The following is a 22,511-nucleotide window of genomic DNA, read 5'->3' as shown; positions in this document are numbered from 1 at the left end:
ACACCAATGAAAAACCTACTATTTTCATTTTCATTCTTTTTATTAACATCTATTGGTTACAGTCAAACCTATATTCCTTATTACGGAAGTATTGTGGATCAAGTATCAGCTTCCAATGTTCTTATCAATCTTACTGAGTTTGAAAATTTAGGTATAAAAAGAAGAGGTACAGCTCCGTTACAAAACACACTCGATTGGTTAAAAGCAGAATATATTAGTTATGGTTACAGTAGTAATCAGTTGCAAGAGTATAGTTTTACAAATGGTTCTACTACGTGTAAAAATCTAGTAGTTACAAAAGTGGGAACACTTTATCCCAATACGTTCATCATTTTGTGTGGACATTATGATACCATAACTGGTAAAGGCACAAACGACAATGGAAGTGGAGTAGTGACTATTTTTGAGGTGGCTCGTTTATTAAAAGATATTCCCACAGAGTATTCTATAAAATTCATTAATTTCAGTGGAGAAGAAGATGGTTTGATAGGAAGTCAACACTTTGTTTCGACTGTCGTAAATGGTACTTCTCCTAAAATGGATATTCGCTTAGTTTTTAACATTGATGAAGTAGGAGGAAGAGCCGATATGACTAATGACACCATAACTTGTGAACGAGACACTGGCAGTCCAACTTCTAACAATGCTGCTTCAAACACAGTAACGAATGAGTTGATTAATTGCGTTGAACTGTATTCTACTTTAAACACTTTTTTGTCTTATGCTTATGCGTCTGATTATATGCCATTTGAAGACAACAACGAGATTATTACGGGTTTTTTTGAAAAGAACGAAACACCACATAGGCATACAGCTAGTGATTTATTAATTAATATGGATCCTACGTATGTTTATAATATTGCCAAAGCAGCAACTGGAGCGATGCTTCATTTTGCCAAAGCGTCTACAACACTTTCAAATGCTAATTTCAACGACAATCAAGTTAGTTTTTATCCGAGTCCAGCTAAAGATAGTTTGAATATTAATTTGGGGTCAGTTGATGCCACTGATTATACTTTTTCATTTATTGATATGCAAGGTAAAGTGGTTATGAAGAAACAAATTGTAAATGCCCAGCTAATTGAAACGGTTTCATTAGTTGGATTAGCTAAGGGAATGTATTTAGCTGTTTTTGAAACAGAAGCAATAAAAATAACAAAGAAAATTGTTGTTGAATAATATCTTTTATAACTTCTCTTTTAAATAATAACCCGTAATTGATTTTTTGTTTTTAATAATATCTTCTGGTGTACCTACGGCTAATAATTGACCACCATTTTCGCCACCTTCTGGTCCTAAATCAATAATCCAATCCGCACATTTTATCAAATCAAGATTGTGCTCAATGACAATGATTGAATGACCTTTTTCTATCAACGCATCAAACGAAGCTAAAAGTTTTTTTATGTCGTGAAAATGCAAACCGGTTGTTGGTTCGTCAAATACAAAAAGTGCTTTTTCTTTGGTCACTCCTTTTACCAAAAAAGAAGCCAGTTTAATGCGTTGTGCTTCACCACCAGAAAGAGTAGAAGAGGATTGTCCCAATTGTACATAGCCTAAGCCAACATCTTGAAGCGGTTGCAGTTTTTGTGTAATTTTTGTTTGTTTATGTTCTGAGAAGAAAGCAATAGCATCGTCAATTGTCATTGTTAGAATATCGTCTATGTTTTTACTTTCAAAAGCGACTTCTAAGACTTCTTTTTTGAAACGTTTTCCGCCACAAGTTTCACAAGGCAAAGAAACATCTGCCATGAAAACCATTTCTACATTGATGGAACCTTCACCTTTACAAGTTTCACAGCGTCCGCCATCTACATTAAACGAAAAATGTTTGGCTTGATAACCTCGAACTTTGGATAACTTTTCTTTGGCATACAAATCTCTAATGTCATCATAGGCTTTGATGTATGTTACTGGATTGGAACGAGAACTTCTGCCAATAGGATTTTGATCTACATATTCAATATGCTTTATGTGTGAAAAACTTCCCGAAATTTCGGAAAATTGCCCAGCTTTATCTCCAATGCCTTCTAGCTTTTTTTGCATGGCAGGAAACAATATTTTCTTCACCAAAGTACTTTTTCCGCTTCCTGAAACGCCAGTAATAACTGTTAAACTTTCTAAAGGAAAAGCAACATTTACATTTTGTAAATTGTTTTCGCGCGCGCCTTTTACTTCAATGAAATTCTTTGAAACTCTGCGTTTTTTTGGAACTGCAATTTCTAGTTTTCCGTTAAGGTATTTTGCGGTTAATGAATCAGCTTTTAAAATTTCTTCGAAAGTACCTTCGGCAACTAGTTCACCACCAAAAGTTCCTGCTTCTGGACCAATATCAATAATTCTATCGGCTGCTTTCATTATATCTTCATCATGTTCGACCACAATCACGGTATTGCCCAAATCACGAAGGTTTTTTAATACTTTAATTAATCTTTCTGTATCTTTTGGATGTAGACCAATACTTGGTTCGTCAAGAATATACATCGAGCCAACCAAACTGCTTCCGAGTGAAGTTGCTAGATTAATTCGTTGTGATTCTCCTCCCGATAAGGTAGCCGAATTTCTATTTAAAGTCAAATAATCCAAACCAACATCACTAAGGAAAGCCAATCGATTATTGATTTCAATTAAAAGTCTTTTGGCCACTTTTTGGTCGAATTCCAAGAGATTAAGTTCGCTAAAGAATGGAATTAATCTTTTGATAGATAGATCAACTAATTCAGAGATAGTTTTGCCACCAACAGTAATATAATTAGCTTCTTTACGTAATCGTTTTCCTTTACAAGTGTTGCATTTTGTTTTACCTCGATAGCGAGATAACATCACTCGATTTTGAATTTTATAATTTTTTTCTTCTAATTCTTTGAAGAAATCATCTAATCCAGTAAAGTATTTATTTCCTTTCCATATCAGTTCTTTTTGCTCTTCTGATAATTCAAAATAAGGTTTGTGTATAGGAAAATCAAACTTATAGGCATTGTTTACCAATTGGTCGCGATACCAGCCCATGCTTTCACCACGCCAAGGATAAATGGCATTTTCATATACAGAAAGTGTCGTATTAGGAATAACTAATTCATCATCTATACCAATTATGTTTCCATAACCTTCGCAAGTAGGACAAGCACCATAAGGATTATTAAAACTAAAAAGATGAATGTTAGGTTCTAAAAAAGTGATACCATCCAATTCGAAATTAGCACTAAACTCCAAACGTTTTTTGGTGTCAACTTCTTGTAAGTAGCAAATTCCTTTTCCTTCAAAAAATGCAGTTTGTACCGCATCGGCTAATCGATTATAAAAATCTTCTTCTTCTTTGATGACAATTCTGTCAATTATGAGTAGAACATCTTTATTATCTAATGCATGTTGGTCAATTTCATCCAATCGTACCATTTCGTTGTTGACTAAAATACGAGCAAATCCTTGTTGTAACAATACTTTTAGTTTGTCTTCTAATTGTCTACCTTCTTCAAGATGAATTGGTGATAAGAGTAACCATTTACTGTTTGAGGTAAAAGTTTTTATTACATTGATTACGTCAGAAACCGTATCTTTTTTTACTTCATTTCCAGAAATAGGGGAAAATGTTTTTCCTATTCGTGCGAAAAGCAATTTCAAATAATCATAGATTTCTGTTGAAGTTCCAACGGTTGAACGCGCATTAGTCGTGTTTACCTTTTGTTCAATAGCAATAGCAGGTGCAATACCTTTGATATATTCCACTTTTGGTTTGTCTAGTCGTCCCAAAAATTGTCGCGCATAACTTGATAAACTTTCTACATAACGACGTTGACCTTCGGCATACAAAGTATCGAAAGCTAAACTAGATTTCCCTGAACCAGATAGTCCAGTAATGACCACTAATTCATTGCGAGGAATGACAACGTCCAAATTCTTCAAGTTGTGAATCTGTGCGCCTTTGATTAAGATATTTTTCTTGGGTTCTAACGTAGCAATTTCTGAACTCTTCATAGCAAAAAAGTAAATGAGTGCAAATGTAATCATTTCTCAAAAGAGAAATAGTACTATCTAATTCTCATTTTTATAAACTATGAATATGATAATTTATTAATACTTAATTTATTTGTTTATTTTTTATAAAAAATGGTATTTTGGATTGACTTCGTTGAAGAAGATATAATATAAAACTTCTAATTTAATCGAATATTATTATTTTAACTATACATTACCACAACATTTACTTAATTACGCATTTGTATTTTGATCTCCAAATAATACGTTAAGCATTGATTTAATTAAGAATATCAATCGTTTGAGTAGTATTGTTTGATGTATAGTTTTTATATATCAATGTTGTTGAATGTGTTATTTAAATACTTTAAATTTGTATTTCAACTTAAATTTTATAATTATGAAAAAAATTACTTTCTTATTTTTCCTATTGGCTACTACAGTAGGATTTTCACAACAACAACAATATAACTTAGGTTTTGAAACTGGTTCTCCCTCTGGTGTTTTGACGAATTGGACAACTTTTGAAAATCCTAATCCTGGTGCTGAGATTGTTACAAATCCAGATCCAGATGGTGTTAATACTTCTGCTACAACAAAGGTTTTAAAAATTAATGCTACACAAGGTTCAGCTTGTTATGCTGGTATTATTAATTTTCATGGTACTTTAGGAACTTGGCAATTAGATTCTGCTGTACCTAGCAATCAGACTTTAAGCATGAAAGTAAATAAAAGTATTGCTGGGAAAGTTGGAATTAAATTTGTTAATGCAACAAACGGAACTGTATTTGAAATTACAGACAATCAAGGATTGGTTACAACTACAAACCAATGGGTAACATTAACTTGGAACATATCTGGATTTAATGTTGGTGAAAATGTTAACATTGACCAAGTGGTTGTTTTTGTTGACTTCACGTGTGGTGGTCCTGACAGAACATCTGATGTTCAATTGTTAGTTGATGATATTACTTGGGGAGCAAACAGGTTAACAGATCCAGTTTCTTGTTCTGATGGTATTCAGAATGGAAGTGAAACAGGTGTTGACTGTGGTGGTACTTTGTGCGCACCTTGTCCTGGACAAGAACCTTTAGTTGCTGCACCAAATCCTCCTGCAAGAAATCCAAGTGATGTTGTTTCTATCTACAGCAATGCTTATTCAAATGTAACTTTGAGTGAATTACCAACAGGTTGGTCTCAATTAGGGACATTTACCCCAATTCAAATTACTGGTAACGATACATGGAAAATTCTAGGTTGTGAATTTATTGGAATGGTAACAAATTATGCTACAGGTGTTGATTTATCGACTATGGAAAATTTTCACATCGATTATTGGACCCCAAGTACTAATCCAATTTCTGTAAAAATAGTTAATACTGTTGATGGTGGCGAGGCTTTAGCCCCTCTAGGTCCAGTTGTTACTGGTTCATGGCAGACAATTGATTTGCCTATGTCAACTTTTACGGGTAATATCACAAATAAAACAAAAATCACTCAGCTTCTTATAGATCCATCTGCTCCATCCACTTTATTTATTGATAATTTTTATTTTTACAAAGGTTTACCATTGAGTACAAATAATTTTCAAGCTTCAAATGTAAAGTTATATCCAAATCCTGCAACAAACGTTTTAAATATTGTATCAGCTCAGACAATTGAAAAAGTTACTATTTATAACCTGTTAGGTCAATCCGTAATTTCTCAAACTCCAAATACTGAGTTAGTGACTTTAGATGTTGAAAGTCTTCAAGTAGGTGTTTATGTTGTAAAAACTTCTATTAATGGAAATGTTTCGTCAACAAAATTTATAAAAGAATAAATTTAAGTTAATTAGTTTTGAAAAGCACGGGATTTATTCCGTGCTTTTCTTTTTTATAAATCAGTTATATATTCTGAAGTAGATAAATAAATCAATTTGTCATTAAAATTTAATTTATTATCCATTTATATGATAATTTTTTAAATGTTTCATTATATATAATACCACAACATTAGAACTAAAATTTTTCATAGAATGATATTATACACCCATATTTCAAACGTTTGAGTTTAATTACTACTTGTATAGTTTTTATATACTACTCTAATTTTATAATACAATGTTTATTGTCTAGTTTTGTGTTCAACTTAAATCAATTTATTATGAAAAAAATTATTTTATTTGTATTCCTTATGATTTTCTCATTAGGATATTCACAAGACCTTTTGTTAGGATTTGAACCTGGAGAAAGTGGCTCAGTGGGTGCGGCATTTGGTGATTTCCCAGCTCCTGTAGTTGAAACAGGTACTGGCACTAACACAACTCAGGTTCTTAAATTAGTTGGAAACACAGCAGGTCAACCATGGCAGGGTGTTAATTTAACTTTAACCTCTTTAGTTAATTTGACAACTACCAAAACAATGACTATGGATGTATATTCGGACACTGCTATTACATTTTTAGTTAAAGTAACAGGAGGTGTTGGTGGACCAGCTATAACTGCAGCTTCTGCTTCGCATCCTGGTGGAAGCACATGGCAAACAATTTCATTTACATTTAATACTGAATTAGACGGCCAACCAACACCAGCAAATGGCATATATTCAGGTTTTGTTATACATGCCTATTGGGCTCCAGGTGCAGTAGGATTTTTTAATCCAACCGTTCCTACACCTGCAAGAACTTTTTATGTAGACAATATCAAAGGACCGCTTGGAACACCTCCTGTAATTCCAGCTCCAACAACTGCTGCTCCAACACCACCAAATAGACCTGCCGCTGACGTAAAAGCTGTATTTACTGATGCTCCCTATCCTAATGTTGGTGTATTAGGTTATTCAGGTGGTGACGATAATACTTATAATACTTCATGGTGTGGAGCCTCAACTAGTTTGGTAGTAATTGATGGTAATAACACAAATAAAATTACAGGTTTAGGATGTGAAGGAATATCCTTTTTAGCAGGAAGATTTGACGCAAATGAATTTACACGTTTCCATATGGATATTTGGACACCTGAACCCACAACTATAGGTAAAGTTTTTAGTTTTAAATTTTCTAATTGGAATGGAACAACTGGAGAGACTAATGCCTTTGAATACACTGGGAATAGTTCCAACTTTTTAACACCAGGATCTGAAGGTACTTGGATTTCAATAGACATACCAATGACTAGTCTTAACTGTATAAATACACCTCCAGGTAATTCTTGCCCGAGTAAAAATGATTTTGTGCAATTTGTTATAACTTCTAATTTAGGAACAGTTTATTATGACAATATTTATTTACACAAAAACACTACTCTAGGAACAGCAGATTTTGATACTTCAAATGTGAAATTGTATCCAAATCCTGCAACTAACGTTTTAAATATAGAATCAGCTCAGACAATTGAAAAAGTTACTATATACAATCTGTTAGGTCAATCCGTAATTTCTCAAACTCCAAATACAGAGTTAGTTACCTTAGATGTTGAAAGTCTTCAAGTGGGTGTTTACATTGTTAAAACATCTATCAATGGAAATGTTTCTTCAACAAGATTTATAAAAGAATAAGTTTAAGTTAATTAGTTTTGAAAAGCACGGAATTTATTCCGTGCTTTTCTTTTTTATAAATCAATTAAATAAATTACTTTTAGATTTTAATACTATTTTTAGAATTTGTAATATTGTGTAACTATGGATGACAAGATTTTATTTAACAAAAGATTTTTAAGTATGATACTACTGGTGTTTTTTACTGGTATTATTTGTGCTCAGGATTTACCACCAATTGTTAAATATAGTTCCACCACCTATAGCGCTGGAAATCAAAACTGGATGGTTTCACAGGATAAAAATCATTTTGTATATTTTGCCAATAATGAAGGATTGTTAGAATTTAATGGTTCTAATTGGACGCTATATAAATCACCAAACGAAACAATAGTTCGTTCTGTTAAAGTTATTGGAGATAAAGTATTTACAGGATGTTACATGGAATTTGGCTATTGGATTAGAGAAAAAAATGGAAGGCTAAAATATTCTTCTTTAAGTCAGAAGATTAAATCTAAAATCAATGTAGATGAACAGTTTTGGAATATTTTGAATTATGATCAATGGGTTATTTTTCAATCCCTTGACAAGATTTATATTTATGATACTAAAACTAAAACGTTCAAAATCGTTACACCAAAAAATAATATTTTAAAATCTTTTAAAACCTCAAGTTCTATTTATTATCAAACTGTAAATTATGATTTATTTGAAATAGAAAATGGGTCAAGTAGGTTGGTTTTAAACAATGCAATACTTAAAAATAATAAAATTGTAAATATTTTTGATGTTACTGATGGTTTGCTTATTCATACTCAATTTGATGGTTTTTATAAATTCACAAATGGGAGTTTAGTGAAATTTAATACTGAAGCCGACTCAGATATTTCATCAAGCAGTATTTACAGTAGTCAAATGATTGAAAATGGGAACTTTGCTATTGGAACGATTTCTAATGGTGTTTTTATTTTAACAAAAGAGGGGAAAGTAAAATATCATATTACTCAAAGAAAAGGATTGAGTAATAATACCGTCTTATCCATTTTTGAGGATATTGATCACAACATATGGCTTGGATTAGATAACGGAATTAATTGTATCAATTTACAATCTCCGATTCGAAGTTTTTTTGATGATACGGGTACTTTAGGAACCGTTTATGCTTCTGTACTTCATAAAGGAAAATTGTATATCGGAACTAATCAAGGGTTGTTTTATAAAGATTTTTTGAATGACAATCAATTCAAATTTATCAAAGGAACGAAAGGTCAAGTTTGGTCTCTGTTTGTTCATGATGGAAATTTGTTTTGTGGTCATGACTCTGGTACATTTATTATAGAAAATGAGTCTTCAAAGCAAATTTTTTCTCAATCGGGAACTTGGAAACTCGAAGTTGTACCCAATAGAAAAAACTTATTACTTCAAGGTAATTATTACGGAATATCTGTTTTAGAGAAAGTTAATAATCAATGGATATTTAGAAATAAAATTTCTGGGTTTAATTATTCCTCTAAACATTTCGAAATCACCAATTCAAATGAAATATATGTAAGTCATGAATATAAAGGAATCTTTCGTTTTCAATTAGATTCTGATTTTAGAAAAGGTTCAAAACTTTATACTTATACCAAACCTGAGAAAGGGAAAAATTCCGGTCTTTCTAAATTTAATAATGCAATATATTATGCTTACAAGGAAGGAATTTTTAAGCTAAATCAAAAGACAAAAGAGTTTGAAATTGATAAAACATTAAGCTCAGTTTTTGAAAATAATGAATATACTTCTGGAAAATTAATAATTGATAATTCAAATAGATTATGGTTATTTTCTAAAAATTATATAAACTATTTCACAGTAAATAAATTAAATTCTGAATTAAAGAAAAATGTGATTTCTATACCTTCTTCAATTACAAATTCTATGTTGGGATATGAAAATATCACACAGTTGAATAATTCAAATTATTTAATCGGAACTACTGATGGATATTATACCTTTAAAATTGATGAATTAAATTTTAAAAACAATAATTTAGTTCTCTCTAACATTAGTATCAATAAGCTCAACGGCAAGTTAATTAGCTTTCCAATAACAGAGAATGGGAAGTTTTCCCACGATGAAAATAACATTACTTTTAGTTATACTGTTCCTGGATACAACAAATATATTATTACTGAATATCAATACTTATTAGAAGGATTTCAAGATGAGTGGAGTGATTGGAGCTCTAAGTCAACTGTTAACTTTAAGAATTTATCACCAGGAGACTATACTTTCAAAGTAAGATCAAAGTTTATCAATTCACAACCAGAAAATAGTGTAGTATATACTTTTACAATATCAAAACCTTGGTATAGTACAAATTTTGCTCTAATTATTTATTTTCTCTTAATGTGTGTTTTTGCCTATTACATTAACAAAGCTTATGGAAATTATTATTCCAAACAAAAGCAGAAATTGATAGAAGAAAATAATTTACTGCTTGAAATTAAAGAGTTGGAAAATGAGCAGCAATTAATGAAATTAAGAAATGAGCAACTTTCATTGGATGTAAATGAAAAGAACAGAGAGTTAGCTCTATCAACTATGAACTTAATTAAAAAGGATGAGTTATTATCACTAATTAGAGAAGATTTGAAGAAATCATCAGACGAGTCTAGTTCTAGAAGTATTAAATCAATTATAGCTACAACTATAAATAAAAACGTATCGGTTGACAATGCTTGGAATGTTTTTAAAGAAGCATTTGACTCCGCTGACAAAGATTTTTTAAAGAAAGTAAAACAAGCTCATCCTACATTAACTCCTAATGATTTAAGACTTTGTGCGTATCTTAGATTGAATTTATCGTCAAAAGAAATTGCTCCTTTGTTAAATATTTCTGTTCGTAGTGTAGAAATTAAACGATATCGTTTGCGCAAAAAAATGGATTTACCGCACGAAACTGGACTAGTTGAATATATTCTTTCGATATAAAAAAAGTATTATTTAAGTAATTTACCTATACATAAACTATACAAACTGCTTTATCTGTATTTGACGTTATTACTTATTTTGCTTTTTTTTCACTCTATTTATCTGCTTTAAGCCATTTTTTTTATTTTAAAGTAATCTTGTATAGTTTCTTTAATGTATATTTTGGGAGTGAAATTATAAAAAATGTAAATTTACAATATCACAATTTGTGTCTTTAATTTTTATAGAAAAACTAAAAAACGCAATGGATAATTAAGTTAATCGCAATAAATTTATCTAAATTGTATTGCTTTCAAATTAAATATAGAAATACACTAACAAACCAAACAATTAATATTATGAGAAATTTTATTTTACTATTTACTGTTCTGTTTTTTTCAACTTCAATTTTTTCACAAGCCAATAAAATTACTATTGACAATTCAAGTGATGGAATTAAATTTCAAGTTGATGGAAAAGATTTTATTGTAAATGGGATGAACTGGGATTATGTTCCTATTGGTACAAATTATAGCTACAGTTTATGGAAACAACCTGAAAGTGTTATTCAAAAAGCTTTGGATGATGAAATGGGTTTGTTAAAAAATATGGGTGTAAATACCATTAGAGTTTACACGGGAATGCCAAAAAAATGGATAGAATATATTTACACTAATTATGGTATTTATACAATGCTTAATCATTCATTTGGTCGTTATGGTTTAACCATAGATGGTACTTGGACTGTAAATACTGAATACTCTGACCCTAAAACAAGAGAGTTACTTCTTAAAGAGGTAAAAGAAATGACTTCAGAATATAAAGATACCAAAGGATTACTATTATTTTTATTGGGAAATGAAAATAATTATGGTTTGTTTTGGGATGGAGCAGAAACAGAGGATATTCCTATAGAAGACAGAAAATCTACTATCCGAGCTGAGTCTATGTACAAGTTATTCAATGAAGCGGTTGTTTCAATGAAAACTATTGATAACTCTCATCCAATTGCAATATGTAATGGTGACTTACTTTTCCTCGATATAATATCAAAAGAATGTAAAAATGTTGATATTTTGGGTATTAATGTATACCGTGGTATTTCATTTGGAGATTTATATCAAAGAGTGAAAAAAGAATATGGTAAACCTGTTTTATTAACCGAATTTGGTACTGATGCATTTAATGCTGTTACTAATGAGGAAGATCAAAACGCACAAGCCAAAATTTTGAAAGGGAATTGGAAAGAAATCTATGAAAATGCTGCAGGTTTAGGGAAAAGTGGCAATAGTTTGGGAGGATTTACTTTTCAATTTAGTGATGGTTGGTGGAAATTTGGACAAACAAAAAACTTAGACATTCACGATACAAACGCTTCTTGGTCAAATGGAGGTTATAGTTTTGATTATGTTGAAGGTAATAACAACATGAATGAAGAATGGTTTGGAATTTGCGCCAAAGGACCAACTAGCGTTAATGGAACCTACCAGTTATATCCACGATCAGCTTATTATGTTTTAAAAGATGTTCATGAATTAAGTCCATTTACAAATGGAAAATCATTGAGTGACATTCAAAATCACTTTGATAAAATTCAGATTTTAGATGCATCACTCAGAGCTAGAGGTGACAAAGCCGCTTTAGATAGCCAAAAAAACAGTAAAATTAGGTTTTCAAGATTAACTGCAGAATTCACAACTTTTAACACAGGTGGTGATTTAATAACAACTCCTGATGAACCAGATCCAAATGGTACTACATATCCTAATCAATTAGGTTTTGATAGTATGCAATCATTTTACGTTGGAGTGGAAGGAAGTCCTACTTCAAATATGACAGCAAATGTGGAGTTTAATATTTTAGGAAATGTAGCATTGAATCCAATTGATGAAATATTCTATGAAAATAGAGGTCGTCCAGTTGTTGTTGAAAGTCCTGATGGAAATGTAACATTAGAAGATAACAATCGTGTAGAAGTTTATAGAGCTAGTTTTAGATGGGATGAAAAATTATTTAAATTAGATGGTTTCTACAGAACTGGGCATTACCACTGGGGATACGAGGGAGATTTCTTTGGTTTATATCCTGAAGCAAATTACGGACCAAATCTTGACATATATAGAGGTAGAGCTCCATTAGGACTAGAAATTGAAGGGAAAAAGTTATTCAAAGGATTTAAGTTGGCCATGGGACCAGAATTATGGTGGGGTGCGAATCCAGCTATTTTATTAAAATATTCTAATACTTTTGGTAAAATTAATCTAACGAGTATTTTTCATGAAGATTTAACTCAACGAACTAATACGCAAACTTCTTATGCTATTCCACAACCAAAAACAAGACGTTTCACATTACATTTAAATAGAAAATTTGATAAAATTAGTATTGATTTAGGTGGTATTTGGGCAGGACAACCTTTAGAAGGTAGAGAATACCAAGTTGTTAGAGGTGAAGAAGGAAATGAACAAGTTTATACCAACAAAATAGAATCTAAAGACAATTTAGGTGGTAAAATGAAGATTACTTACACCGGAGGAACTATTAACTGGTATGCTCAAGCTGCTGCTCAAGGATTAGTTGCTGGTGGTGGTGCAGATTTAACACAAACTTTTACTGGTTGGAGACTGAAAGATAGCGGCAGTGGAAATCAATATAATTTCCTAACAGGTATGACCTACAATGTTGGTAAATTACAAATCGCGCCTAATTTTTTATGGCAAAAACCATTAGAAGGACCAATTTCAAGTACTGTACCAGCACCAGGACGACCAAGAAATATTCTAGAAGACCCTTTTATTGTGAGAGCCAATAGAGAACAAGTTGCAGGTGAACTATTATTTACTTTTGACCCAACTCCAGGAACATGGATGTATGATTGGGATAACGATCGTTCTGAAGATTCAAAATTTGCAGTGAGCGCTGGTTTCGTTTACCGTCATTTGCCTACTACTCAAGATGCCGCAATCGGGTTTTTAGCTAACAGAACAGCTTTTGCTTTTGAAGGAGCACCGCCTGCTAAAGATTTATGGGAAACAAATGTTAGACTTGTTTCAAAGTTTAATTCTGATTTTGGTATCATAACAAATATATATGGTGGACCTGCACAATCTAACGGTAGCGACGCTAGAACTATTGATCGTTTCGGTTTAGACGTAAAAATGATTTACAACAGACTTAAGTTAACTTCATTTGTAAAAGTAAATGATTGGGGACCTTTTGATTACCACAGAGATTTCAATTTAACTTACCCTTTACAATTAATGGCAGATTTATCTTTTGGAATTGGTAAACCGGACTGGTTTATACTTCCAGGAACAAGAATTGGTCTTAGAGGAACTTGGCGTTCTTTAGATCAATATTCTCCAAGATACAATCCAACTCAAGTATTGGACGCAACAGGAAACTTAGTTCCAGATCCTACGGCTATTGGTTATTCTAATGGTGTAGAGTGGGAAATCAGAACTTATGTTACAATTAATATTGGAAATTAAAAAAAAAAAGATAATACTATGAAAACAAATTTTATTAACGCTCGTTGGATGACTCTTTTATCAACTTTGGTAATTGCAGTTGTATTTTTTGGATGTGAAAACGATTCAAATGACTTTAAAGAAGCAAGCTATTCTAAAAATCCTGATGTGTTTATTGACACTTTCAGTGCAGGACTAAATTATGCTGCTTTTAGTAACACAGTGCTTACAGCCTTTCAGGTTGATTCTGATGTTACTTATAATAATTCTAGCGCTTCTATGCGTTTTGATGTACCTAATGAAAATGACCCAGAAGGAGCTTATGCTGGCGGTGCTTTTTTTACAACGGTAGGAAGAGACTTGTCAGAATATGACGCTTTAACTTTTTGGGCAAAAAGTTCTGTAGCTGCAACCTTGGATGTAGTTGGTTTTGGAATTGATTTAGGAGAAAATAAATACCCTGCTTCTATTAATGGAACACGATTGAGTACGACATGGAAAAAATATATTATTCCTATCCCTGATGCTTCAAAATTGAAAAACCAAAAAGGATTATTTTATTTTTCTGAAGGTCCAGAAAATGGTAATGGATATACATTTTGGATTGATGAAGTAAAATTTGAAAAATTAGGAACTATTTCTCATGGAGTTGCCTCTATTATGAATGGTGCAAATGTATCAGAAACAACTTTTACTGGAGTTAATTCTCAAATTGATGGTGTTGTATCAACATTTAATTTACCAACTGGAGTTAATCAAGTAGTTACTATGAGTCCTTCATACTTACAGTTTTCTTCTTCAAACCCAAGTGTAGCTAGTGTTGATGCTACTGGTTCTATAACATCTTTAAGTACTGGAACTGCTGTTATCACTGCAAATTTTGGTGATGAACTTGCTACAGGTAGTTTAACTATTAATTGTGTTGGTACATTTAGTCATGCACCAACACCTACAAGAAATGCTGCAAACGTAATTTCTATTTTTTCAGATACCTACACCAATGTTCCCGTGAACTATTATAATGGGTATTGGCAACCATGGCAAACTACTGTTTCAAATGACTTTTCAGTGCAAGGAGATAATATCTTAAATTATACTATTTTTAATTTTGTTGGGATTGAATTTAGTAGTCCAACTATAAATGCCACTGCTATGACTCACGTTCATTTAGATGCCTTTATTCCAGGGCCAATTGCTCCAGGAAGACAGCTTAGAGTTATTGTTGTAGATTTCGGTGCTGGTGGTGTATATGGTGGAGGTGATGATACGAGACATTCTACCACTTTTACTGCTCCAACTTTAGTTTCACAAAATTGGATTTCCATAGACATTCCTTTCTCTGCAATGCCTGGTTTGCTAAGTAGATCACATCTTGCTCAACTTATTTTAGAAGGTGGTGATGGTTCAGTGCTTTATGTTGACAACATCTATTTTTATAACTAATAAGTTTTCATAATAACTTTAATTTAATCATGATGAATAAAAAAATAAAATCAGTTAAAAGCACTTTCATTTTAGCTAGCGTCTCTTTATTTCTTGCAGGATGTTCTGTAGATGATAAACAAACTGTTATCACCAAAACACAATTGGTTTTACAAGATGAGTTTGATGTAAATGGAGCGCCAAATTCAAGTTTTTGGAGTTACAATATAGGAACAGGAACAAATGGTTGGGGAAACAATGAATTGCAATATTACACCGATAGACCGCAAAACATAGTTGTTGAAAATGGTAATCTAAAAATAACTGCTATTGAAGAGTTGTATTTAGGTTCTTCCTATACTTCTGCGAGAATCTATTCAAAAGGAAAGATTGAACAAAAATATGGTCGAATTGAAGCACGTATTAAACTGCCTTGGGGAAAAGGTATTTGGCCTGCCTTTTGGATGTTAGGTGCAAATTCTGATACTGTTGCTTGGCCTCAATGTGGAGAGATAGATATCTTGGAATACATAGGAAATCAACCAACAGAAATATTTGGTTCTGTTCATGGTCCAGGTTATTCTGGAGGTAGTGCAATTACTAAAACTTTTTCATTGTTAAACGACAGATTTGATAATGATTTTCACATTTTCGGAATAGAATGGGGAGAAAATTATATCAATTATTATGTTGATGATGTATTGTACAATCAAATTACTCCAGCTGATGTTCCGGGTGAATGGGTTTTCAATCAACCTTTTTACATCATCCTTAACGTGGCAGTAGGTGGAAATTTACCAGGTTCACCAAACAGCGAAACTGATTTTCCTCAAACTATGTTAGTTGACTATATTAGAATTTACGAATAGAATAATTTCTCAAACAATTCTTAAAAATAAATTGAATTTAGAAAGATTATGAGCCAAAGCCAAACAATTATGGATAAACATGATTCTAAAATTGTAGATAAAACTGTTTCTTTAGAAATCGTCGTTATTGATAATGAAAATTATTATAAAATTGCCAATAATGATAGCATGAGACCATTTTTCATGAGTATTGTTAGTGATTCAAATCATTGGCTTTTTATCTCAAGTAATGGAGGATTAACGGCTGGAAGAAAAAATGCAGATTTTGCTCTTTTTCCTTATTATACAGATGATAAAATAACAGAATTCGCCGACATAACGGGTAGTAAATCAATTTTTCAAATTCATTCAGATGATGAGACATTTATTTGGGAACCATTTTCTGAGCGTTTTAATGACAAATATTCTATTAGCAGAAATTTGTATAAAAATAGCTATGGGAATAAAATTATTTTTGAAGAAGTTCATCATGATTTTCAACTTACCTATCGTTATCAATGGAGCAATAGCAATGCATACGGTTTTATTAAAAAATCGGATTTAATCAATAATTCAGATAAAAAATATGCAATTACTCTTTTGGACGGAATTCAAAATGTTTTACCACAAGGAGTTAGTAGTGATTTACAAGCAACCACGAGTAATTTAGTAGATGCCTACAAAAGAAATGAGCTTCATTCTGAGAGTGGACTTGGAATTTTTGCTCTAAGTGCCATAATAGTTGATAAAGCCGAACCAAGTGAAGCGTTAAAAGCTAATATAGTTTGGTCATTAGGATTAAATAAACCAATATATTTACTTTCCTCATTGCAACTTTCTGCCTTTAGAAAAAAACAAAAAATTCAAACAGAAACAGACATCAAAGGCGAAAAAGGCGCATATTTTGTTTCAACGGATATTGAATTAGATAAGAAGGAAGTAAAAAGTTGGAAGATTATAGCCAATGTTAACCAAAATCAATCACAAGTTATTCAACTTGCGGATTCTATTTGTAATGATAAAACATTAAATGATCAACTGACTAATGATATTGAGTTAGGTACCAAAAATTTGGTAGCTCTTAACGCTACTGCCGATGGTTTACAATTCACTGCTGATAAGCGAAAAGATACCCGACATTTTTCAAACGTGTTGTTTAATATTATGCGTGGCGGAATTTTTGACAACAATTATCAAATTGAGAAAGGTGATTTTGTTAACTATATAGCCAAAGCAAATAAGGATGTTTCAGAAAAAAACACTGTTTTTTTAAATAACTTGCCTTTAACTTTCGAGTACGCTCATCTTCAACAATTGATTTCAAAAATTGACGATGCTGATTTAATTCGACTTTGCACGGAGTATCTTCCGTTAAAATTTAGTAGACGTCATGGCGATCCTAGTCGACCTTGGAATAAGTTTTCTATCAATACTAGAAGCGAAATTGATGGCTCAAAAATATTAGATTATGAAGGAAACTGGCGTGATATTTTTCAGAATTGGGAATCTTTAGCCAATGCATTTCCTGAATTTATAGATGGAATGATTCACAAGTTTTTGAATGCTTCTACTTTTGATGGCTATAATCCGTATCGTGTAACAAAAGAAGGCTTTGATTGGGAAACTATTGAACCAGATAATCCTTGGTCTTACATTGGGTATTGGGGCGATCATCAGATTATTTATCTATTAAAATTTTTGGAATTTATTGAGAAATACCAACCCGGTAAATTGAATTCATATTTTTATAATGAGTGTTTTGTTTACGCTGCTGTGCCTTATACAATTAAATCGTATCAAGATATTCTACAGAAACCCAAAGACACCATTGAATTTAATCACGAATGGGATTCAAAAATCAATAAGCGCAGAAATAGTATAGGTGCTGATGGTGCTTTGTTACGAGATAATAATGACGAAATTTATCATGTTAACTTAATAGAAAAAATATTGGCTACCGTTTTGGCCAAAATGTCAAATTTTATTCCAGAAGCTGGAATTTGGATGAATACACAACGTCCAGAATGGAATGATGCTAATAATGCTTTGGTGGGTAATGGCGTTTCAATGGTTACGTTATATTATTTAAGAAGATTTTTGAAATTTTTCCAACAACTATTAGAAAATTCAGACCAAGAAACTATCAAGATTTCAAACGAAATGGTAGAATTTTATCATGCCATTAGAGAAAGTCTTATTGCTTTTCAACCACTTTTATCAGGTTCTATTACTAATCAAGACCGAAAAAAAATACTTGATTCTTTAGGTCAAGCCGCATCAGAATATCGTTTTCAAGTTTACAACAGTGGATTTTGGGGTAAGAAAAGAACCCATTCAATGGCTGGATTGAAAACGTTCACACAAGTGAGTATTGATTTTATTGAGCACGCTATTAAAGCTAACCAAAGAGAAGATAAATTATTTCATGCCTACAATTTAATGTCGGTTGAAAATGATGGTGTTTCTATTTCCTACTTACCAGAAATGTTAGAAGGACAAGTAGCCGTTTTAAGTTCAGGATTTTTGAATGGTCAAGAGTCATTAGAAATTTTAGATGCCTTGCGTCATAGCGCCTTGTATAGAAAGGATCAAGACAGTTATATTTTGTATCCAAACAAGGAATTACCGAAGTTTTTAGAAAAAAATACAATTCCTCAAGAAAAAATTGAAAAATCAGCTTTACTCTCAAAGTTGCTTCAAAATAATAATTACCAAGTAATCAATAAAGACATAAAAGGAGGATATCATTTTAATGGTAATTTTCATAATGCCAATGACTTAAAAGCGGCACTTTTACTATTAGAAAACAATCAAGAATACAGAGAATTGGTTTCAATAGAATCGGAAAGTGTTTTACAAATTTTTGAAGATGTCTTCAATCACAAAGCTTTCACAGGTCGATCTGGAACTTTTTATGGTTATGAAGGTCTAGGTTCTATTTATTGGCACATGGTTTCCAAATTATATCTTGCAGTTTTAGAGGTGACAAACCAAGCCATTAACAATAACGAAGATCAAAGTCTAATTAATTCTCTTATTACTCATTTTGAACAAATTGGCGCAGGTATTGGTGTTCATAAATCTCCAGAGGTTTATGGTGCTTTCCCTACTGATCCTTATTCGCATACACCATTCAATAAAGGAGCACAACAACCTGGAATGACTGGTCAGGTAAAAGAAGATATTCTGACTCGTATTGGTGAATTGGGCTTAAAGATGAAAGATGGAAAATTATTTTTTCAACCTAATTTACTTCACAGAAATGAGTTTTTGCAAAGTGAAACTGAAGCTACATTCGTGCTTGTTAATGGAAATACAAAAACCTTAACATTAGAGAGTGATAGCTTAGCATTTACCGTTTGCCAAGTTCCAATAATTTACAGAATTTCAACATCCAATAAGATAGAATTATTTTATGAAAATGGAACAAATGAAGTTCTCAATACGCTTGAGTTAAATCAACAAATAAGCAACAAAATATTTAATAGAACAGGAGAAATTTCACTAGTAGTGGTTTACTTAAGTAAAGATTTCTTAAGATAATGAATAAGATTTTTTACATAGTATTACTCTTATTTTTATCTTGTAACAAACATAATACCCGAAATTTAGTTTCAAAAGAAATGACCGCAGAAAAATTATTAGGAAATACAAAGTATCAGGCGATGTCTTATGGAGGATACAGAGCCAATTCTAGAAGAGTACAACCCACCATTGCGCAGCTGAAAGAGGATATGAAAATCCTTTCTGCTATGGGCATTAAAATTATCAGGACTTATAATGTTCATCTACCAGAATCAGTAAATGTGCTGAAAGCTATAAAAGAACTAAAGCATGAAGATCCAAATTTTGAGATGTATGTAATGCTCGGAACATGGATTGATTGTAAAAATGCGTGGACGGGATTTGAACCTAATCATAACGAAGAAAGCGAAAGAAACGCTTCCGAAATAGCGCGAGCTGTTGAATTGGTTAATGAATATCCAGAGATTATAAAAGTAATTGCAGTAGGAAACGAAGCAATGGTGAAATGGGCAACCGCTTATTATGTGCAGCCATCCGTAATTTTAAAATGGGTAAATCATCTTCAGGATCTTAAAAAGACTGGTAAATTATCAAAAGATTTGTGGATTACAAGTTCAGATAATTTTGCATCTTGGGGTGGCGGTGATAAAGAATACCACACCAAAGAACTTTTTGAATTAATCAAAGCAGTAGATTACATATCAATGCATACCTATCCAATGCACGATACTCATTACAATCCAGTTTTTTGGGGAATTTCTGAAAATGAATTTCAATTTTCTAAAGAAAAACAATTAGACATAGCGATGCAACGCGCAGTGGATTATGCAAAATCACAATACAATGCCGTTAGAAAATATATGCAAAGTTTGGGTATCGAAAAACCAATTCACATAGGCGAAACAGGTTGGGCCACGTTTTCAAATGAGCTTTACGGCAGTAAAGACTCTAAAGCAGTAGACGAGTACAAAGCTGGAATTTTTTATCACAAAATGCGCGATTGGACAGACAAAGAAGGTATCTCTTGCTTTTATTTTGAAGCTTTTGACGAGCCATGGAAAGATGCAGGAAATCCGAATGGCTCCGAGAATCATTTTGGTTTACTCACTGTTGATGGTAACGCAAAATATGCAGTTTGGGATTTGGTAGATAAAGGTGTTTTTAAAAAATTGAAGAGAGACGGCAACACCATTCAAAAAACATTCAACGGGAATTTGAATACACTTTTAGATTCTGTAGAAATGCCTCCAAAAAGAGAATTTGACAAGGAATTAATTAAGATAAAGTGAATTGAATTATGAAAATTCAAAATTTTTTATTTCTCGCATTACTATTTAGTATTATGAACACTCAAGCTCAAAAGAAAAATTGGCGTGTAGAAGTATACGAAACTTCCGAAAAAGGAAATGCTTTAACGAAAATTACAACTTTTTCAAAAAATGAAAATTCTAGTGTTATTATTTTAAATCCAGAACAAAAATTTCAAACCATAACAGGTTTTGGAGGATCTTTTACCGAAGCTTCCGCTTCATTACTGAATAAATTGAGTAATGAAAACCGAAAGAAAATTCTAAATGCTTACTTTAGTAAAGAAGGTGCAAATTATTCACTTACAAGAACTCACATTGCTTCATGCGATTTTTCATTAAGCAATTACACGTATGCTAAAGTTGAGAATGATTTAGACTTAAAACATTTTTCCATTGAAGATGACAAAGACGATTTAATTCCAATGATATTGGAAGCTAAAGCTATTTCAAAAGATGGTTTTAATATCATTGCATCTCCTTGGACTTGTCCACCTTGGATGAAGGACAATAAAAAATATATTGGTGGAAAATTATTGCCTCAGTTCAATGATACTTTTGCTTTGTATTTTTCAAAATATCTTGATGCCTATAAAAAAGAAGGAATTTCAATTTGGGGAGTTACGGTTATCAATGAACCTCACGGTAATGGCAACAATTGGGAAAGCACCAATTTTTCTCCATCAGAAATGACAGAATTTGTTCAAAATCATTTAGGTCCAAAATTAGAAAAAGATGGCTGGAGTGATACAAAAATATTGGGTTATGATCAAAATAGAGCTGGTATAAAAGAATGGGTAGACGTGATGTATAAAGATGAAAAGTCATCTAAATATTATGACGGTTTGGCCATTCATTGGTATGAAAGTACCTATGAAGTATTTCCAGAAGACCTACAATATGCCCACAAAAAAGCACCAAATAAATATTTAATTCAAACCGAAGCTTGTGTCGATTCTGAAATTCCACATTGGAACGACGATGCTTGGTATTGGAAAAAAGAAGCCACCGATTGGGGTTGGGATTGGGCCAGTGAAAAAGAGAAATATTTACACCCAAAATACGCTCCAGTAAATCGTTATGCAGTTGATATTATAGGTTGTTTGAACAATTGGGTTGATGGATGGGTTGACTGGAATATGGTTTTAGATACACAAGGTGGACCAAATTGGTTCAAAAACTGGTGTGTTGCTCCTGTAATTGTAGATCCTAATAAAGACGAAGTATATTTTACACCGTTGTATTACGTTATGTCACATTTTAGTAAATTCATGCGTCCAGGTGCCATAAAAATTGGATGTACTATAAGTAATAGTGATTTGATGTCAACTGCTGTGCAAAATCCGGATGGTTCAATTGCTGTAGTAGTTTTTAATCCAACAGAAAATGGGCAAACATTAGAGATTAAATTAGAAAATAAAATTTCAATTATTTCCATTGATAAAAAAGCTTTACAAACCATACTGATAAAACATAATAATTAAACAATCTAA

Annotated in this window: 11 protein-coding genes; 10 read left to right on the top strand and 1 reads right to left on the bottom strand. The window is 32.1% G+C overall.

Features of this window, described 5'->3' with window-relative positions; translation table 11 throughout:
* Positions 1-6 precede the first annotated feature (6 nt).
* Positions 7-1,179: a M28 family peptidase gene (locus ACSVH2_RS07135; RefSeq protein WP_438092475.1), complete on the top strand. Its 1,173-nt coding sequence runs from the start codon at positions 7-9 to the stop codon at positions 1,177-1,179.
* A gap of 6 nt (positions 1,180-1,185) precedes the next feature.
* Here the strand turns inward: ACSVH2_RS07135 and uvrA are convergent, their stop codons facing one another.
* Positions 1,186-3,975, bottom strand: a complete 2,790-nt coding sequence (gene uvrA, locus ACSVH2_RS07130) for an excinuclease ABC subunit UvrA (protein ID WP_438092474.1) — start codon at positions 3,973-3,975, stop codon at positions 1,186-1,188.
* A 400-nt stretch (positions 3,976-4,375) separates the two neighbouring features.
* Between uvrA and ACSVH2_RS07125 the strand changes: the two genes are divergently transcribed.
* The 9 genes from ACSVH2_RS07125 to ACSVH2_RS07085 all read left to right on the top strand — a co-directional run bounded on the left by ACSVH2_RS07125 (position 4,376) and on the right by ACSVH2_RS07085 (position 22,502).
* Positions 4,376-5,797 carry a T9SS type A sorting domain-containing protein gene (locus ACSVH2_RS07125; protein ID WP_438092473.1) on the top strand — a complete coding sequence of 474 codons (1,422 nt, stop codon included), beginning with the start codon at positions 4,376-4,378 and terminating at the stop codon, positions 5,795-5,797.
* A gap of 323 nt (positions 5,798-6,120) precedes the next feature.
* Entirely contained in the window at positions 6,121-7,512 is a 1,392-nt protein-coding gene (locus tag ACSVH2_RS07120) for a T9SS type A sorting domain-containing protein (RefSeq protein WP_438092472.1), read from the top strand.
* A 162-nt stretch (positions 7,513-7,674) separates the two neighbouring features.
* Positions 7,675-10,467: a triple tyrosine motif-containing protein gene (locus tag ACSVH2_RS07115; protein WP_438092471.1), complete on the top strand. Its 2,793-nt coding sequence runs from the start codon at positions 7,675-7,677 to the stop codon at positions 10,465-10,467.
* A 338-nt stretch (positions 10,468-10,805) separates the two neighbouring features.
* On the top strand, positions 10,806-13,937 hold the full coding sequence (locus tag ACSVH2_RS07110; protein WP_438092470.1) for a glycosidase: 3,132 nt from the start codon (positions 10,806-10,808) through the stop codon (positions 13,935-13,937).
* A gap of 18 nt (positions 13,938-13,955) precedes the next feature.
* The gene (locus ACSVH2_RS07105; RefSeq protein WP_438092469.1) at positions 13,956-15,359 is read left to right on the top strand and encodes an Ig-like domain-containing protein; all 1,404 of its coding nucleotides are present in this window, start codon (positions 13,956-13,958) and stop codon (positions 15,357-15,359) included.
* A 32-nt stretch (positions 15,360-15,391) separates the two neighbouring features.
* Positions 15,392-16,207: a glycoside hydrolase family 16 protein gene (locus ACSVH2_RS07100; protein WP_438092468.1), complete on the top strand. Its 816-nt coding sequence runs from the start codon at positions 15,392-15,394 to the stop codon at positions 16,205-16,207.
* Between the two features lie 69 nt (positions 16,208-16,276).
* Positions 16,277-19,729, top strand: coding sequence for a hypothetical protein (locus ACSVH2_RS07095; protein ID WP_438092467.1), 3,453 nt, complete (start codon positions 16,277-16,279; stop codon positions 19,727-19,729).
* A gap of 80 nt (positions 19,730-19,809) precedes the next feature.
* Complete coding sequence (locus ACSVH2_RS07090) at positions 19,810-21,000, top strand: glycosyl hydrolase family 17 protein (protein WP_438092466.1); 1,191 nt, start codon at positions 19,810-19,812, stop codon at positions 20,998-21,000.
* Positions 21,001-21,053: 53 nt separating this feature from the next.
* Positions 21,054-22,502 carry a glycoside hydrolase family 30 protein gene (locus ACSVH2_RS07085; protein ID WP_438092465.1) on the top strand — a complete coding sequence of 483 codons (1,449 nt, stop codon included), beginning with the start codon at positions 21,054-21,056 and terminating at the stop codon, positions 22,500-22,502.
* The last annotated feature ends 9 nt before the right edge of the window (positions 22,503-22,511 follow it).

Origin of the sequence: Flavobacterium sp. RSB2_4_14 (assembly GCF_051547085.1) — a bacterium.
Taxonomy (GTDB): Bacteria; Bacteroidota; Bacteroidia; order Flavobacteriales; family Flavobacteriaceae; genus Flavobacterium.
The sequence above is the reverse complement of the archived record's forward strand: the minus strand, read 5'-3'. Positions and strand labels throughout refer to the sequence as shown.

Coding starts and splice junctions, on each gene's coding strand:
- ACSVH2_RS07095 (WP_438092467.1), top strand. CDS start 16,277: ATGGATAAACATGATTCTAAAATTGTAGATAAAACTGTTTCTTTAGAA.
- ACSVH2_RS07085 (WP_438092465.1), top strand. CDS start 21,054: ATGAACACTCAAGCTCAAAAGAAAAATTGGCGTGTAGAAGTATACGAA.
- ACSVH2_RS07105 (WP_438092469.1), top strand. CDS start 13,956: ATGAAAACAAATTTTATTAACGCTCGTTGGATGACTCTTTTATCAACT.
- ACSVH2_RS07135 (WP_438092475.1), top strand. CDS start 7: ATGAAAAACCTACTATTTTCATTTTCATTCTTTTTATTAACATCTATT.
- ACSVH2_RS07100 (WP_438092468.1), top strand. CDS start 15,392: ATGAATAAAAAAATAAAATCAGTTAAAAGCACTTTCATTTTAGCTAGC.
- ACSVH2_RS07115 (WP_438092471.1), top strand. CDS start 7,675: ATGATACTACTGGTGTTTTTTACTGGTATTATTTGTGCTCAGGATTTA.
- ACSVH2_RS07090 (WP_438092466.1), top strand. CDS start 19,810: ATGACCGCAGAAAAATTATTAGGAAATACAAAGTATCAGGCGATGTCT.
- ACSVH2_RS07125 (WP_438092473.1), top strand. CDS start 4,376: ATGAAAAAAATTACTTTCTTATTTTTCCTATTGGCTACTACAGTAGGA.
- ACSVH2_RS07110 (WP_438092470.1), top strand. CDS start 10,806: ATGAGAAATTTTATTTTACTATTTACTGTTCTGTTTTTTTCAACTTCA.
- uvrA (WP_438092474.1), bottom strand. CDS start 3,975: ATGAAGAGTTCAGAAATTGCTACGTTAGAACCCAAGAAAAATATCTTA.
- ACSVH2_RS07120 (WP_438092472.1), top strand. CDS start 6,121: ATGAAAAAAATTATTTTATTTGTATTCCTTATGATTTTCTCATTAGGA.